The organism is Cupriavidus sp. 05L310 (assembly GCF_056398185.1).
On sequence record NZ_JBFTOX010000064.1, the window covers coordinates 13,459 to 28,867 of the forward strand.

A 15,409-nucleotide genomic window follows, 5' to 3' on the forward strand; every position below is an offset into this window, starting at 1 on the left:
CCATGCGAAATACTCATGCATCGAATATATCCGGCGCCGCAGCGGAACGCGGATTCACGCTAATAGAATTGCTGGTAACGCTGACAGTGCTTTCCATCATCGCGTTTGCTGCGGCCCCGTCGTTCTCAAGCCTGATCGCGACACAACGCGCACGCAACGCCTCGCTGGATCTTTCCGCCGCGCTGACATTGACGCGTAGCGAGGCCGTCAAGCGCAACAGCAGTGTCACCATGGCCGCCTCCGGCGCTTGGGCCGGGGGGTGGGCCGTAACCGCCGGGACCGAAAAGGTGCGCAGTTTTGGTCCATATGACGGTATTTCGATCACTGCCAGCGCGGGTAACTCCCTGGCGGTCGGTAACGACGGCAGGCCTACTGCCGGCAGCCTGACGTTCCAGGTGGCGCCGTCGGTATCACCTCAGGCGAGCTCGACGATCTGCGTACAGGTGAGCGGAACCGGCCGCGTTGCACTGGTATCCGGAGCATGTACGTGAACTCGCGCTCCCCCCATGCGCGCAATCGCTTGCGCCGGTCCTCGCAGCGTGGCGCCACGCTGATCGAGGTCCTGATATCGGTCGTGATCCTGCTGGTGGCGCTGCTGGGCACCGCAGGTCTGATTGCCCGCTCCGGCCAATCGGAAATGGAAGCCTATCAGCGTGTGCAGGCGCTGACATTGCTGCAGGACATGGCCGCCCGGCTCAACGCTAACCGTCAGGCCGCGGCCTGCTATGCCAGTGGCGCCACCATTACCACGGCGGGCAGCACTACCGTTCCCGCTCCAGCTTGCACCGTCGGTACCGCCGCGCAGCAATCCATCACGAATGCCGACCTGGCAGCCTGGGGGGCAGCATTGCTTGGCAGCGCGGAGAACAATGGCGGAAAGACGGTAGGCGCCATGATTGGTGCGCTCGGTTGTATCGAAGCCCTCGATGCTACAAACCAGATCTACCGCATCACGGTAGCCTGGCAGGGCCTCGCAAAGACGACCGCGCCGGCGCTGCCATGCGGCAACGGACAATTCGGCAATGACAGCTATCGCCGCGCGGTAAGCATTCAGGTACGCATTGGAGTTCTCTCGTGAATCGGCAGCGCAATGCGAAGCGCCACCGGCAGGGCGGCATGTCCCTGATCGAATTGATGGTCGGGATGACGCTTGGGCTACTGCTCTTGACTGCCCTGGGGAGTTTGTATTTTTCCACCACGCGGTCGCGCTCTGAGTTTTCCAATAGTGCGGAGCAGGTGGAAAACGGGCGCTATGTGGTGGACACGGTAGGTCGTGAAATCGAGCTTGCCGGCTTTTTCGGTGCCGCCAGCGTAGCCAGCGGCGCAACCGTGGCAAGCCCCGCCCTGTGCGCTACATCACCGGGCGCACTGGGTTTCGTCAACTCACCGGCGACGATGCCTCTCGGCCTTCAGGGCTACGCTCCTGGTACGGTGGCGCCATGCCTGCCGAACCTGGCTCCGGCATCGGAAATACTTGTGATAAGGCGTGTGTCGACGACGCCGGTGGCGGCGGCGACCGTCGGGCAGTCCTATATGCAGGTATCGTACTGTTCCACCGACGCCACATCGTTCGTGTTTGGCGCCAGCGCTCCGGCCTTCACCATGCGCACCAAGGCATGCGACCCGGCCGTTACCGCGGAGTTGCGCCCGGCTGTAGTCCGCATTTTTTATCTTGCAGCTTGCGATGTGTGTTCCGGCGCTGGCGACGGCGTGCCGACGCTGAAGATGGCGGAGTTGTCCGGCGGTGCCTTCCAGGTCAACTCGGTGGCGCAAGGCATTCAGGATATGCACTTGTCCTACGGTGTGGATCTCGACAACAACGGCTCCGCAGACTGCTATGTCAGCGACCCCGGTGTGAACAACAGCGCCATTTGCACCTCGGTACCCGCATACGACTGGACGACTGCCCTCACCAACTGGCAGAACGTCACGTCTGTCAGCATTAGCGTCCTTGCCCGCACGCAGCGGACCTCGCTTGGCTGGACAGACAGCCGCACCTATGATCTCGGACGGGCCACTGTCAGTGGCCCGTTCAACGACGGCTACAAACGTCATGTCTACGCCCGCGTGGCAAGGCTGGCCAATGTGGCGGGCCGCCGGGAGTAAGTCATGCTAATCGCACAGCGCCGGCAGTCCGGCGCCACCCTGATCGTTACGCTAATTTTCCTGGTGATCTTCCTGCTGATGACGATATCGCTGGTCGGCTCCAGTGTCGTCAATGTGAAGGTCGCCGCTAATCAGCAGCACGGGGTGGAGGCGCAGAATGCCGCGCAGCAAGGCATCGAGCAAGTCATTAGCAAGGACTTCACCGCCAACCCGGCGGCAGCCGCGGCTAGCGTCCCGGTCGATGTGAACGGCGACGGTAGCGCTGACTATACGGTGCAGGTCGCGGCGCCGGTGTGCCAGACCAGCAAGCCGGTAAGGAATACGGACCTCGATACGTCCAATACCGACGACGTCTCCTGTTTCGTTGGCAATGGTAACCAGGACACCGGGATATTGACGGCATCCGGAGGCGGCGGCGGGAATTCACTGTGCAACGCCACGCAATGGGACGTAAAGGCCAGCGTCAGCGATAGCGCCGCCACAGCCACCAACACCACCTTGCACCAGGGTATCTCAGTACGCGTGCCGGTCGGCACGGCATGCCCGTAAGTTTGCGGTCACGATTCAGTTTCCGATTGCCTCACCTCCGCACCTCAGGACTCACAATGCGTCAATTCGCTGAACGCGCTGCCTCGCGCATTGCCATCGCCACGTTACTCGCGCTTTCCGCCTTGCATCCGGCAATGGCGGAGGACATCGATCTGTACACTGGCTTGCAGCCCCAGTCCGGCAAGCCCAATGTGCTGATCCTGTTCGACAATGCATCGACCTGGGATGCGTCGGCCAGCTTCACCTGCTCCACATCGGGGGTCGTCTCCAGCAATAACGCAGGCAAGGACGTTGGCGCCGAGCAGTGCGCGCTCTACAACGCGGTGTCGTCGATCAAGACCAGCCCCACACTGCTGGGCAACCTCAATCTCGGCGTGATGATGTTCGGCGCCGGGGACAACGTCGGCGGCCGGTTCAAGTTCCCGTCGGCGGCGCCCTACAAGTTGCCGCTGATGGACAACAGCGGGGTCGACAGCTTCCTTAGCTATGTGAAAACAATCGACCGTCAGGCCGACAACTCGAACAACTCGCAGGTCGGTGGCGGTATGCAGGAATCGTGGGCCTACTATGCCGGCCAGACTGGCTTGTCCGGCACCAAGTACACCTCACCGATCGACAACCCCTGTCAGCGCAATTTTGTCATCTATATCGCCAACGCCGTGAACAACGGCAAGCCGCAAGACACAGGCCAGAATGTCATCAATGCCCTGGCCGCCGCAGGCGCGACTGCAACTCAGCAACAGCAGATTGTCATTCCCGCACCCGACAACAAATACCAGAGCAACTGGGGCGACGAATGGGCTCGCTTCATGTACCAGACCGACGTCCAGGGCAACATGGCCAACCGTCAGAACATCGTGACCTACACGATCGCGGTGACCGATAGCAAAAATCCTGACTATGTCCAGTTCGCGAGCAGCATGGCGACCAATGGCGGCGGCAAGACATATGTGGTACAGCTCGGTGACGTCAATGGGCTGACGTCGGCCTTGCTGCAAATCTTCAACGAGGTGCAGGCCATCAACAGCGTCTTTGCCTCGGTCAGCCTTCCGGCCTCCGTCAATGCCCAGGGTCAGTTCCTCAACCAGGTCTATGTGGGTATGTTCCGCCCGGATGCCACCGCGGCACCGCGGTGGCAAGGCAATCTCAAGCAGTATCAGATCGGCTATGACGCCAGCGGCAACATCGTGCTGCAGGATGCCAAGGGCAACGCTGCCATCAGCAACGCGGCGACGGGCTTTATCTCTCCGAACGCTGTCAGTTTCTGGACGACGGAGCCGCCGCTTTCCTTCGGCGCGACCGGCTATGGGGCCAGCGCGGTCAGTAGTTGGCCGGCCACGGGATACTGGAAGAACAGCCCGTCGAGTGTCGGGTGGGGCCTTGATTCCCCTGACGGGGAGGTTGTGGAAAAGGGTGGTGCGGGCGAGATGCTGCGCGCACAGTTGCTGACCAGCCAGACCGGCCGGCAACTGATAACCTGCAACGGTGCGGGTAGTTGCCCAACTAGCGCGGCGATGCCGTCATTCGATAGTTCCAACACATGGCTGAAGGACACGAGTTCGACCGGCGGCCTTGCCGTCATCAACTCGGGGACCAGCGGCGCGGCCACCATCACCGCAGCCGAATTGCCCAAGCTTATCGCCTGGGTACGCGGCCAGGACGTCGCCGCTTCGGATACCAGCAGCCTGGCCGGCACCGAAGCGGAGCCAGGTCCCGGTACGCCGGTGACCGTGCGCAGTTCGATCCACGCAGACGTACTGCATTCCCGGCCGGCTGTCGTCAACTATGGCGGCAGCAAGGGAGTCGTGGTGTTCTATGGCACCAACGATGGCGTGTACCACGCGATCAACGGCAACCAGACGCAGGGCATCGGCAGTGTGAGGCCGGGCGGCGAGCTATGGGGCTTCATCGCACCGGAGTTCCTTGGCAAGCTCAGCCGCCTCTACACCAACTCCCCGGAGGTGAAGCTCTCGACCACGCCTGGCGGTATCACTCCCACTCCGGCGCCGCGGGATTACTTCTTCGACGGAAGTACCACCGTGATGCAGGACTTGCGCGACGCGGCGAATCCTCGCGTGGTCATCTACCTGACGGCACGCCGCGGCGGGCGGCTGATCTATGCAATCGATGTGACGGATCCCGTCAATCCACGCTTCCTGTGGAAACGCTCCAATGCTGATATCCCTGAGCTCGGCCAGACCTGGTCCCAGCCGCGCGTCATGCGCGTGCGCGGCTACGCCAACCCGTTGGTGGTGATGGGCGCGGGCTATGACTCGGCCGAAGACAGCGATCCGTCGCCGGGAGTCGATAGCATGGGGCGCGGCATCGTGGCATTCGATGCCGTCAGCGGCGCCGTTGTGTGGAGCGCTCTGCCCAACTGTAGCGGTATGAGCGGCACATGCCTGGCGGTTGCCGGCCTGACCCGGGCCATCCCGTCGGATGTCACGGGGCTTGACCGCAATGGCGACGGTTATATCGAACGCCTGTACGTTGGCGACGTCGGCGGCAATCTCTGGAGAGCCGACTTTGAAACCACCGCGGGCAATGCGCCTGCCAACTGGACGCTAAACAAGCTCGCCGCACTCGGCGGCGGAGCTAATACAAATGACGCGCGCAAGTTCTTCTATGCACCCGACGTCATTTCCACTGCTACCTTCGATGCCATTACGGCCGGTACGGGTGACCGCGAGCATCCTCTGTACTCGGCCTCGACCACGCAGGGGACCGCTTACAACGTGGTCAATCGCCTCTACATGTTGAAGGACACCAACATACTCGGCATGCCGGCCACCTGGACACCCATCACAGAGGCGCTTCTCGTCAACAACACCAGCACCACGGCCAAGTACGACGGCACTGGTTCGGGCTTCTACATTACGCTCACCAATCCCGGCGAGAAAGCAGTGAATGCGCCGCTCACCGTCGCCGGAAATACCATCATCGGCACAAATACGCCGGCAGTGCCCCAGGCGGGCATGTGCTACCCCAATCTTGGCATCGCCCGGAGTTATTCCTTCAGCTTCCTTACGGCATCAGGCCAAAACCCGCAACGTTCGATCATCCTGGATGGCGGCGGCTTTCCGCCTTCGCCGGTATTCGGCATGGTATCGATTGGCAGCGGCGCGACCGCTACCGTTGTGCCGGTTTTGCTCGGTGGTGGCAACCAGACCGGTGCCGGAGGAGGCGACGCTACCTCGGCACTGGGTGCTCAGAAGATCAAGATCGCGGGCGTGGGCAAGCGCAAACGCATCTACTGGTTTCCGGAGAGCGATAAGCACTAGAACCCTGCATCAAGCATTGGTTGCAAGCGGCGAGGCAAACGGCGCAAGCCCATCCGCCTCGCCAGCGACGAACGGCGGAAATGGCATTGATTTGCGGACGCTCGCGGGGCAACGACGAACGTCCACTCCCAACCCGAACCGTTCGGTCAGCCATCCCCTCGGATCGGATCAGGAGAGAACGTCCGGGACCCGATCCATCAACTTGAGGATAGGTTTCGGCCCAGCCGTGCCGCCTCTATCGCGGCGATGTCGATCTTTTTCATGGTCATCATCGCGTCGAATGCGCGCTTGGCCGCCGCGCGATCGGGGTCGGATATCGCCGCGATGAGGGCGCGCGGGGTGATCTGCCATGACAATCCCCATCGGTCCTTGCACCAGCCGCATGCGCTTTCCTGGCCGCCATTGCCGACGATCGCGTTCCACAAACGGTCGGTTTCGGCCTGGTCGTCCGTCGCGATCTGAAAAGAGAAGGCCTCGTTGTGCTTGAAATGCGGGCCGCCGTTCAGCCCGAGGCAGGGAATGCCAACGACGGTGAACTCAACCGTCAGGACATCGCCCTGCCTGCCGTCGGGATAGTCGCCTGGTGCGCGGAGGACGGCGCCGACAGAGCTGTCGGGGAATGTTTCGGCATAGAAGTTCGCGGCGTCAACGGCGCCGCCTTCGTACCACAAACAGATCGTGTTCTTGCTTGTCATTTCGTGTCTCCTGAGGCGTTGAGCACCGACATTCGCCACCGTCAAGATAACATTGGAAGACGACGACAACGCGCAGATAGCGGACCTCCATGTGTGAACTCCCGTCGTGCGAAGGCGCGGCGGGCAGTCAGAATCACTTCGTGTCGCGCGCGCCCGAGGAATACGGTTTTGCTGCGGCGCCGGGTGACGCTCACGCTTTGGCGATTGAGCGTGGCCAACGTCAATCAACACGTCATTACGACCGCACCCGCTTTAGTTCATCGATGCGGAGATGATAACTTCGTAGTAGACAAATTTTATCGCCACACGCGTTGCGAGAATTGCGAAGCCATGCTCGTTGATCCGCTCGTAACCGCGCCTTGTTAACCGATGTTTTTATCTTTTGATCATAGATTTCTGCCAGTGTTTTATCGATGCGGGTAAGTTCCGCATCCCCGCAAATAAGCTGCGCTTGAACAGATATGAGCTTGCTGCAATCAAAACTACGCATCAACGCATCGTTCGTCTCGTATTTAGTTTCCAGTTGCCCAGGCTTGCATAGCCCTTGCAGCGACTTGCAAGCGACGTCGCGCCCGACCCACGCCATGTCTCGCGCACCATATTGCTTAACGAAACGATTGATGCCTGCGTGGCTGACGCCCCTTTGCATTGCGTTTGCCGCGATTATTTCGTTGCAAAGCGAGTCCCCGGTGTAAGTTCGCCCATCGCGCCTGTAGCAACTGTGAAAACCGAGCAGCCCCGTACCAACAACACTTCGGCGTTCCCCTGAAGCGAACAAGACCGAAGCGCAAGCGGACGCGCACCTGGCATTATTTGGAACTGTTGTATAGACGCGTACTCTATCCATGGCATCGACGACTCGGAAAGCGGCCTCAACATTTCCTCCCGGACTGTTTAAAACAAGGGTAACGAGTCCTTCTTCATCACGGTCAGCCATTTTTGCGGACGCCAGGAATTTCTTTGCATCGCCTTCCTGAATCCTCCCCTCCCCGATAACCATTTTCATCTTAATCTGTGGTTGGTAGTAGATCCTGAATTCCATTCCTGGCGCCACACCGGGAAACATAAGCACAGCGAAACAAAGCCCGGAAAGCAACCGTTGGATCAAACTTTGCGCCGCCACGTTCTTGGCTTCTGGGTGCTTATTGCTGCGCATACGCTCCTCCTCGGAATGTGAAAAGCATAGCCTCGAATCTGTGATGAACGGTGTAATGACCCAGTGAAAATGTGCTTGGGGGGTACCCTTGAAAGGAACTGCATATGCGCATGTTGATGGACGACGATATCAGGCGCTGGACGGCCAGGCGCGAGGGCTTCGGTGATGGAGATGCACCATGACAAGACGGCGGCGGCGGAGGCCACCGATCGTTCGATCTGGCGCACCCTCGGAGATCGAGGACTGGGTAAATGAAGCTGGTTTTTCGAGACTAATGGCGACGCCTAGGTCGAGCGGTGCCGCCGCAGACGAGGCAAATGACCGGCGGGCGGCGGCGTGCCAGCGCATTGGATGGCTGATCAGGCCGAGGGGAGGCTGTTGACAGGCAGCGGATAGCACGACTGTCTTCGGCCAACGCCGGTCGCAGCGCGCCGTCCTCAAACGCAGCCAGTCGTGCCGCACGTGCGTGTGCGTAACTGAGCCGGCAAGCTGGGAGATGACGCCGCATCCCCGCCTTGCATCCGAGTTCCACATGTCGTGGATGGCCTTCCAGGTCCCGTCTTTCTGCTTCTTCCAAGCGGTCACTTACTTTCCGTTCTCGCTGACCGACTTGCCGTCGGGTTACCGCCCAGCGGGGGAGGGAGCGAATGGCGGCTTCAGCCTGAGCGGGCATCCAGGCTCTGCCTGCGGAAGGTCCGGTAAGCCCATGAGCGCTCATCCAAGGGGGCTGGCTCTGGCCAGACTGAACAGCCTCGCCCTGGTCAAGCCGCAGTGGGATGTGGGCGCTTCGGCCCGCTGCGTTATGTGCCTGACGCGTCGCCGGCCTCGCTCAACTGGATGAGTAGCACGGCGTCGCGCTTGTCCAGCAGATGCTGGCGCAGGATCGCGGCAAGCCGCTTGCCATCGCGTGCCTCGAGCGCCGTCAGCATTTCCTCGTGGTCATGGATGGCGCTGTCCCATTTCGGCTTCTGATAGTTCGACCGGTAGCGCAGCGCCTGCAACCTCCGATTCACCGATAGATAGGTCTGACGCAGCGCGACATTCCGGGCCGCTTCGTTGATACGGTCATGAATCTGATGGTTGAAGCTGTAGTAACCGGACAAATCGTCCTTGGCCCGGCATGCCAGCATCGCGTAGTGTAATGCCTTGATCTCCGCCAACTCGATGGCCGTGATGCGCTCGCAGGCCAGTTCCCCGGATAGCGCTTCCAGACCGCTCATCAATTCGAACGTGTCCTGAATCTCCGTCGGCGACAGGCGCGATACCGTCGCGCCCCGGTTGGGCGTGCTTTCGATCAGCCCCTCCGCCGCCAGCACCTTCATGGCCTCGCGCAGGGGCGTGCGGGAGATGCCCAGCGTCTCGCACAACTCACGTTCGTTGAGTTTCGTACCCGCCTTCAAGACCCCCTCGACGATGAACGTCCGCAGATGATCCACCACCGTGTCATGCAAGCGCCGTCGCTCAACCTTGGGTAGCACGGATACGGAAGAATCCGTGTCGGTCAAAATAGAATTTTGCATTCAAATTCCAGAAAACGTTGCTGCATACATTTTAGCAGACACTTAACATTGCACCAAAAAGCCGCAGAATCCCTCTCCTATGGGGTAAACACTGCGAAATTTTAGCAACATCCGCCCCGTCTCCATGTAGCTCTTCTGCTAGAGTATTTTGTATTCAAAACTCAATTGGAGGAGACCATGCAGAAACTCAACTTCCACCCCGCCGGCCGCCACTTCCTTCAAATCCCCGGGCCGAGCCCCGTTCCCGATCGCATCCTGCGAGCCATCAGCTATCCGACCATCGACCATCGCGGCCCCGAATTCGGGGTGCTTGGCCTCAAGGTGCTGGCCGGGATCCGGCAGATTTTCAAGACTGAGCAGCCGGTCGTGATCTATCCCGCTTCCGGGACAGGCGCATGGGAAGCCGCGCTGACCAACACGCTGAGTCCCGGCGACACGGTTCTGATGTTCGAGACGGGTCACTTCGCCACGCTCTGGAAGAAGATGGCCGAGAATCTTGGCATCCGGCCAGAGTTTCTCGGCTTGCCCGGCATCGAAGGCTGGCGCCGCGGCGTGCAGGCCGACATGATCGAGGCACGCTTGCGCACGGACTCCCAGCATGCCATCAAGGCGGTGTGCGTGGTGCATAACGAAACTTCGACCGGCGTTACCTCGGACATCGCGGCCGTGCGCAAGGCGATCGACGCCGCGCGGCACCCCGCGCTCCTGCTGGTCGACACGATCTCCGGCCTGGCGTCTGCTGATTACCGGCACGACGAATGGGGCGTGGATGTGACCGTTTCCGGCTCGCAGAAAGGGCTCATGCTGCCGCCGGGCATCAGTTTCAACGCGGTGTCTCCCAAGGCCATCGAAGCCGCCAGGACGGCAGGACTGCCGCGCAGCTTCTGGAGCTGGGACGAGATCATCGAGATGAACCGCACCGGCTACTGGCCCTATACCCCCAGCACAAATCTGCTCTATGGCCTGTCCGAAGCGCTCGACATGATCCTCGGCGAGGGGCTGGACAATGTGTTCGCGCGCCACCAGCGGCTGGCGGAGGCATGCCGCCGGGCAGTGCGCGCCTGGGGGCTGGAGATCCAGTGCGCCGACCCTTCCGCGTACAGCCCGGTTCTCACCGGCGTGATGATGCCCGAGGGGATCGATGCGGACGTTGTGCGCAGGAACATCTATGACCGCTTCAATATGTCGCTGGGCGCGGCGCTCGGCAAGATGAAAGGCCGCATGTTCCGCATCGGCCATCTCGGCGACTGCAACGACCTGACGCTGATGGCGACGCTCGCCGGCTGCGAAATGGGCTTGAAGATCTCGGGCGTGCCGGTCGCGGCAAGCGGGACATCCGCGGCGATGGACTACCTGGCCGCCCATGCCACGCCCTTGCCGCTCAAAGCCGCGGCCTGACGCCGTCCGACGCAACTGTAGTTCCGAAGCGAGGAATTCCGCGCGGCTGCGCCGCGGCGGCCAGCGCCTGGACTGGCCTCCAGCCTTGCGATGCCGGGGAGGGCATCGCGGCGGGAGCCAGTCCGTCACCGGTACGCGGTGGCGCCAATTCCCCGCACCGTACCGATCGCGTGAGGATCGGTGCAGCAGCACAGACATACCTGAAAAAAGCTGAGGAGACGCTGTGGATACTACCCTGCAGGCCGGGACAAAAGTGAGGACCTTCGAGGACGCCGTCTATCGCAAGGTAAGCTGGCGGCTGATACCGTTCCTGATGCTGTGCTTCCTGATCGCTTATCTCGATCGTGTCAACGTTGGTTTCGCCAAGCTTCAGATGTCGCAGCAGTTGGGCTTCAGCGAAACTGTTTACGGCCTGGGCGCCGGCATCTTCTTCATTGGCTACTTCCTGTTCGAAGTGCCAAGCAACCTGGCCTTGCACCGGTTCGGCGCCAAGGTGTGGATCGGGCGCATCATGGTCACATGGGGTGTGCTCTCCGCGTGTTTCGTGTTCGTGGAGACGCCAACCGCCTTCTACACGCTGCGCTTTCTGCTCGGCCTGGCCGAAGCCGGCTTTACGCCAGGCATCGTGTACTACTTGTCCTGCTGGTATCCGGCACACCGGCGCGCCAAGATCATGGCGATCTACTGCATGGGCTCGCCGCTGTCCGGCATCATTGGTAACCCGTTGTCCGGCTTCCTGATGGGCAGCATGGGCGGCATCGCAGGCTGGGCCGGATGGCAATGGATGTTCTTCATCGAGGCCGTTCCCGCAGTCCTGCTAGGCCTCTTCTGCTTCTACTATCTGGACAACTCGATTGCCAAGGCCAAATGGCTCTCCAGCGAGGAGAAGCGCGTGCTGGAGTTGGCCAAGGCGGAGGACGTCAGGTCGGCGGACCCGCAGGCGCGCGTCGGCAACGTCTTCACCGACCCACGCGTCTGGCTCATCAGCCTGATTTGTTTCTGCTATGTCACCGGCCAGTACGGCATTACCCTGTGGCTGCCGACCTTCATCAAGTCCACAGGCGTCACCGACCCCATCCATATCGGCTTGCTGAGCGCGATCCCCTATGTGGCGGCGATTGTCACGATGTACTTCTTCGCAAAGAGCGCCGACAAGCATCGCGAACGGCGCTGGCACCTGATCGTGCCCTGCATGATGGGAGCGATCGGCTTCCTGGCGCTGCCCTGGGTCATGCACAGTACCGCGCTGTCGCTGGTGTTCCTGTCAATTGCCGCGGCCGGCATCCTGACCTGCACGCCGCTGTTCTGGTCGCTGCCGACTGCTTTCCTGAGCGGTGCCGCGGCGGCCACGGCAATCGCCATGAGCAACTCGATCGGCAATCTCGCGGGCTTCACCAGCGGCTACATGATCGGCTATCTCAGGGACGTGACGCAGAGTGGCACCAGCGCCTATTACATGATCGCGGCAATGCTGATCATTGGCGCCTTTGCCATCTGGACCTTGCCTGCCAAGCTGGTCAACCGATAACAACGGGAAGCGGTGCGCCGGCGCCGCACCGCTTCCCCGCACCCCCAACGACTCGGGCGCCCGTAGCGGGCGCATGGAAGACTCTCATGAACAGTGCATTCGAATCGAAAACGGACGGACCAGATGCGCAAGCGCCGTTCAACCTGATGGAGGCCACCGTTGCCACCGCGCATGCCGCGATACGTGACGGCCGGCTGACGGCACGGCAACTGGTGCGCGGCTACCTGGACCGGATCTCAGCCTACGATCAAAGCGGCCCCCGCATCAACAGCATCCTCCGGCTCAACCCGGAGGCGCTGGCAGAGGCGGAAAGCATGGACGCCCGGGCCGCCGGAAAGCCGGCGCAGGCCCTGGCTCCTCTCCACGGCATCCCGGTGCTGATCAAGGACAATATCGAATGCGGTGGCATCGAAACCACCGCAGGCTCGCCTTGCCTTAGGGGCAATATGGCCGCGCAGGATGCGTTTATTGTCCAGCGGCTGCGCCGGGCAGGCGCCATCGTCCTGGCAAAGACCAACCTGCACGAGCTTGCCTCCGGGGGGGAGACCGTCAGTACGGAGCTTGGCCAGACCTTGAACCCATACGACCTGACGCGAACGCCCGGCGGCTCAAGCGGGGGCACCGGCGCCGGCATCGCAGCCAACTTCGGCCTGCTCGGGATCGGAACCGATGGGGTCAACTCGATCAGGTCGCCGGCCTCGGCTAACAATCTCGTCGGCCTGCGCCCAACCATGGGCCTTGTCAGCCGAACGGGGCTCGTTCCCTGCGGTCTGACGCAGGACACCATCGGGCCGATCACACGGACCGTTGCGGATACCGCTGTACTACTCGACGCAATAGCCGGGCACGACCCGGCCGATCCTGTCTCAACCCAGGGCGCCTCCCACATCCCCGCGAGCTATACGGCCTTTCTCGATCCCGACGGGCTCAAGGGCGCGCGCATCGGCGTACTGCGCCATTTCTTCGGCGATGGGCCCGAGCATCGGCCCGTCAACGCCGTCATGCAGCAAGCACTGGCCGTCATCGAAACACAGGGCGCGGAACTGGTCGCGGTGGATGACGCCATCAGCCCTGATGAACTCCTGGCGTCCACGCTCGTGCATCACTACGAGATGGAGCACGATCTCGATGCCTACCTGGCCCGGCTCGCACCGGGCGTGGGGGTGCGGTCGCTGAAAGACATCATCGCATCGGGGCAAGTGCACGCAAGCGTCGCGGGAACGCTGACCACGGCAGTGGCGCTCGCGGGCAAGGACGCGGAATACCGCGAGCGCTTGCAACGTCAGCAGGCATTGCGCCAGCGGCTACTGAATCTGATGGAAGCGCAGCGGATCGACGTGCTGGCCTTTCCGCATCAGCGCCGCCTGGTGGCGCCGATCGGTGAGCCCCAAGCCGATCGCAACGGCGTACTCGCATCTGCCACCGGCTTTCCGGCGATCGTGATTCCAGCGGGGTTTTCCGCCGCGGACCGCAATGCGCCGCAGGGCGTGCCGGTTGGATTGGAGCTCTTCGGCCGTCCGTTTTCGGAACCCGTGCTGATAAGGCTGGCCTATGCGGCCGAGCAGGCTCTGCGCGCGCGCCGGGCGCCGTACGCGGCACCGGCGCTCGAATAGGGGCGTATCGGAACGAATCTTCATTGCTGCTCTACAAACGCCAGCCGATCCAGGCGGCGAGAAGTTTGCGGATACACCGTGACGACCTCAAACGAGGAGGAGACAAAGATGGGCGCAGAAGTGGTAGTTCAATCGTCGAGTTCCCCACAGCAGCACGAGCTCGACCGGGCAATGGATGGCATCGGCGTGACGGCTTCGCACAAGAAGATCATCTTCATGATCATGCTGGGTGTGATGTTCGACGTCTTCGAGCAGAATGCGGTCGGCCTGGTTGGCCCCATGCTGCGGGAGCAATGGGGCATCTCAGTGGCGCAGATCGGCTTTCTGAACACACTGACCTTCAGTGCCGCCGCGCTCGGACGCATCGGATCGGGCTATATCGCGGATCGCTATGGCCGGCGCACCATGCTGAGTGCAAACCTGCTGCTGTTCACGCTGGGCGCCATCATCTGCGCGCTGGCGCCGAACTATGCGGTGCTGGCTGCGGGCCGCTTTATCGTCGGCATCGGCCTGGGCGGGGAGATATCCATTGCTGTGACGATGCTGGCCGAGTTGTGCTCGACCCGCTTCCGGGGTACGGCGGTAGGCATGGTTAGCGTGGGCAGCGGTGGTCTTGGCAATATGCTGGCGCCCGCCTTTGGCCTGGCCGTGTTCGCCATGTTCCCGGGACCGGACAACTGGCGCTGGCTGTTCGCCTGCCTGGTGGTCCCCGCGTTCTTTGTCGTGTTCTATCGACGTTTTATTCCGGAGACACCGCGGTTCCTGTTGTCCAAGGGACGGGTAGACGAGGCTAACCGCGTGCTGTCGATCCTGGCGTCGGGCCGGCTGGGCAAGCTCGCAGGTGAGCCGACGCCGTACATCAAGGCATCGGTGCAGGATGAGGCGCCGCGCGCCAAGGTGCGGCTGAGCGACGTATTCAAAGGCCGTCTGGGCCGACGCACGATCGCGCTCGGGATTGCGGTGTCCATGACATACGGGGCGCAGATTTCCGTACTGACGCTGATGCCGACGATTCTGATGTCACAGGGCTACACCATTTCCAAGAGTTTGCTCTTCACCATGGTGATGCAGAGCGGCAGCCTGTTCGGCGCGCTCGCGGCTTCGTACTGCGGCTATCACATCCCGCGCAAGCGCGTGCTGACGGTAGGCGCCGGGCTGGCGTGCACGGCCGGACTATGCTTCGGCTTCCTGACGTATAACGTCGCCCTGGTACTGCTGTTCGGCGCGGCCTTTACGTTCTGTGTCGTGTTGCTCAACACCTCGATCTGGATCTTCGCGCCGGAGCAATATCCCACGCACGTTCGCGCGTTCGGCACTTCCCTGATCCTGGCGCTCGGCACGCTGGCCGGGGCACTGACACCGCTGATCAGCGGCCGGGTGTTCGAAACCTACGGCGTCGGCGGCATGTTCAGCATGCTGGCAGCGATGTACGCTGTTTTCGCACTGAGTGTCCAGTTTGCGCCGGAAACCTTCGGCCGCGCCATGGGCGAGACAGCCGCCGACGACGAAGCCGATCTCGCGGTAGGTGGTAGTGCGGCCAGCGCAAGCGGCTCCTGATCGGCG

The 15,409-nt window shown here is 61.8% G+C and carries 12 protein-coding genes; 9 read left to right on the top strand and 3 right to left on the bottom strand.

Features of this window, described 5'->3' with window-relative positions; all coding sequences use genetic code 11:
• Positions 1-2: 2 nt before the first annotated feature.
• From AC1DS6_RS34520 to AC1DS6_RS34540, 5 genes are read left to right on the top strand one after another with little or no spacing between them, the layout of a single operon-like run.
• A complete protein-coding gene (locus AC1DS6_RS34520; RefSeq protein ID WP_441630492.1) occupies positions 3-491 on the top strand; it encodes a GspH/FimT family pseudopilin in 489 nt (162 codons plus the stop codon).
• Positions 482-1,078 (top strand): type IV pilus modification protein PilV, encoded by a 597-nt coding sequence (gene pilV / locus AC1DS6_RS34525; protein WP_441630494.1) that lies wholly within the window; start codon positions 482-484, stop codon positions 1,076-1,078. The genes AC1DS6_RS34520 and pilV overlap by 10 nt, the downstream gene beginning before the upstream one ends.
• A complete protein-coding gene (locus AC1DS6_RS34530; protein ID WP_441630496.1) occupies positions 1,075-2,106 on the top strand; it encodes a PilW family protein in 1,032 nt (343 codons plus the stop codon). Before pilV ends, AC1DS6_RS34530 begins: the two co-directional genes overlap by 4 nt.
• A gap of 3 nt (positions 2,107-2,109) precedes the next feature.
• A complete protein-coding gene (locus AC1DS6_RS34535) occupies positions 2,110-2,655 on the top strand; it encodes a pilus assembly PilX family protein (RefSeq protein ID WP_477104136.1) in 546 nt (181 codons plus the stop codon).
• Positions 2,656-2,711: 56 nt separating this feature from the next.
• Positions 2,712-5,936 (top strand): pilus assembly protein, encoded by a 3,225-nt coding sequence (locus AC1DS6_RS34540; RefSeq protein WP_441630500.1) that lies wholly within the window; start codon positions 2,712-2,714, stop codon positions 5,934-5,936.
• A 197-nt stretch (positions 5,937-6,133) separates the two neighbouring features.
• Here AC1DS6_RS34540 and AC1DS6_RS34545 read toward each other — a convergent pair whose 3' ends face one another.
• The 3 genes from AC1DS6_RS34545 to AC1DS6_RS34555 all read right to left on the bottom strand — a co-directional run bounded on the left by AC1DS6_RS34545 (position 6,134) and on the right by AC1DS6_RS34555 (position 9,307).
• On the bottom strand, positions 6,134-6,631 hold the full coding sequence (locus tag AC1DS6_RS34545; RefSeq protein ID WP_045240303.1) for a VOC family protein: 498 nt from the start codon (positions 6,629-6,631) through the stop codon (positions 6,134-6,136).
• Between the two features lie 235 nt (positions 6,632-6,866).
• Positions 6,867-7,787: an ATP-dependent Clp protease proteolytic subunit gene (locus tag AC1DS6_RS34550; RefSeq protein WP_477104137.1), complete on the bottom strand. Its 921-nt coding sequence runs from the start codon at positions 7,785-7,787 to the stop codon at positions 6,867-6,869.
• An 800-nt stretch (positions 7,788-8,587) separates the two neighbouring features.
• Positions 8,588-9,307 carry a GntR family transcriptional regulator gene (locus tag AC1DS6_RS34555; RefSeq protein ID WP_477104138.1) on the bottom strand — a complete coding sequence of 240 codons (720 nt, stop codon included), beginning with the start codon at positions 9,305-9,307 and terminating at the stop codon, positions 8,588-8,590.
• Between the two features lie 177 nt (positions 9,308-9,484).
• Between AC1DS6_RS34555 and AC1DS6_RS34560 the strand changes: the two genes are divergently transcribed.
• The 4 genes from AC1DS6_RS34560 (at position 9,485) to AC1DS6_RS34575 (ending at position 15,403) form a co-directional block, all read left to right on the top strand.
• Positions 9,485-10,705, top strand: a complete 1,221-nt coding sequence (locus AC1DS6_RS34560) for a pyridoxal-phosphate-dependent aminotransferase family protein (RefSeq protein WP_477104139.1) — start codon at positions 9,485-9,487, stop codon at positions 10,703-10,705.
• A 223-nt stretch (positions 10,706-10,928) separates the two neighbouring features.
• Positions 10,929-12,233 (top strand): MFS transporter, encoded by a 1,305-nt coding sequence (locus AC1DS6_RS34565; RefSeq protein ID WP_045240300.1) that lies wholly within the window; start codon positions 10,929-10,931, stop codon positions 12,231-12,233.
• A gap of 86 nt (positions 12,234-12,319) precedes the next feature.
• The gene (locus AC1DS6_RS34570; protein WP_477104140.1) at positions 12,320-13,846 is read left to right on the top strand and encodes an amidase family protein; all 1,527 of its coding nucleotides are present in this window, start codon (positions 12,320-12,322) and stop codon (positions 13,844-13,846) included.
• Positions 13,847-13,954: 108 nt separating this feature from the next.
• Entirely contained in the window at positions 13,955-15,403 is a 1,449-nt protein-coding gene (locus AC1DS6_RS34575; RefSeq protein WP_441630512.1) for an MFS transporter, read from the top strand.
• The last annotated feature ends 6 nt before the right edge of the window (positions 15,404-15,409 follow it).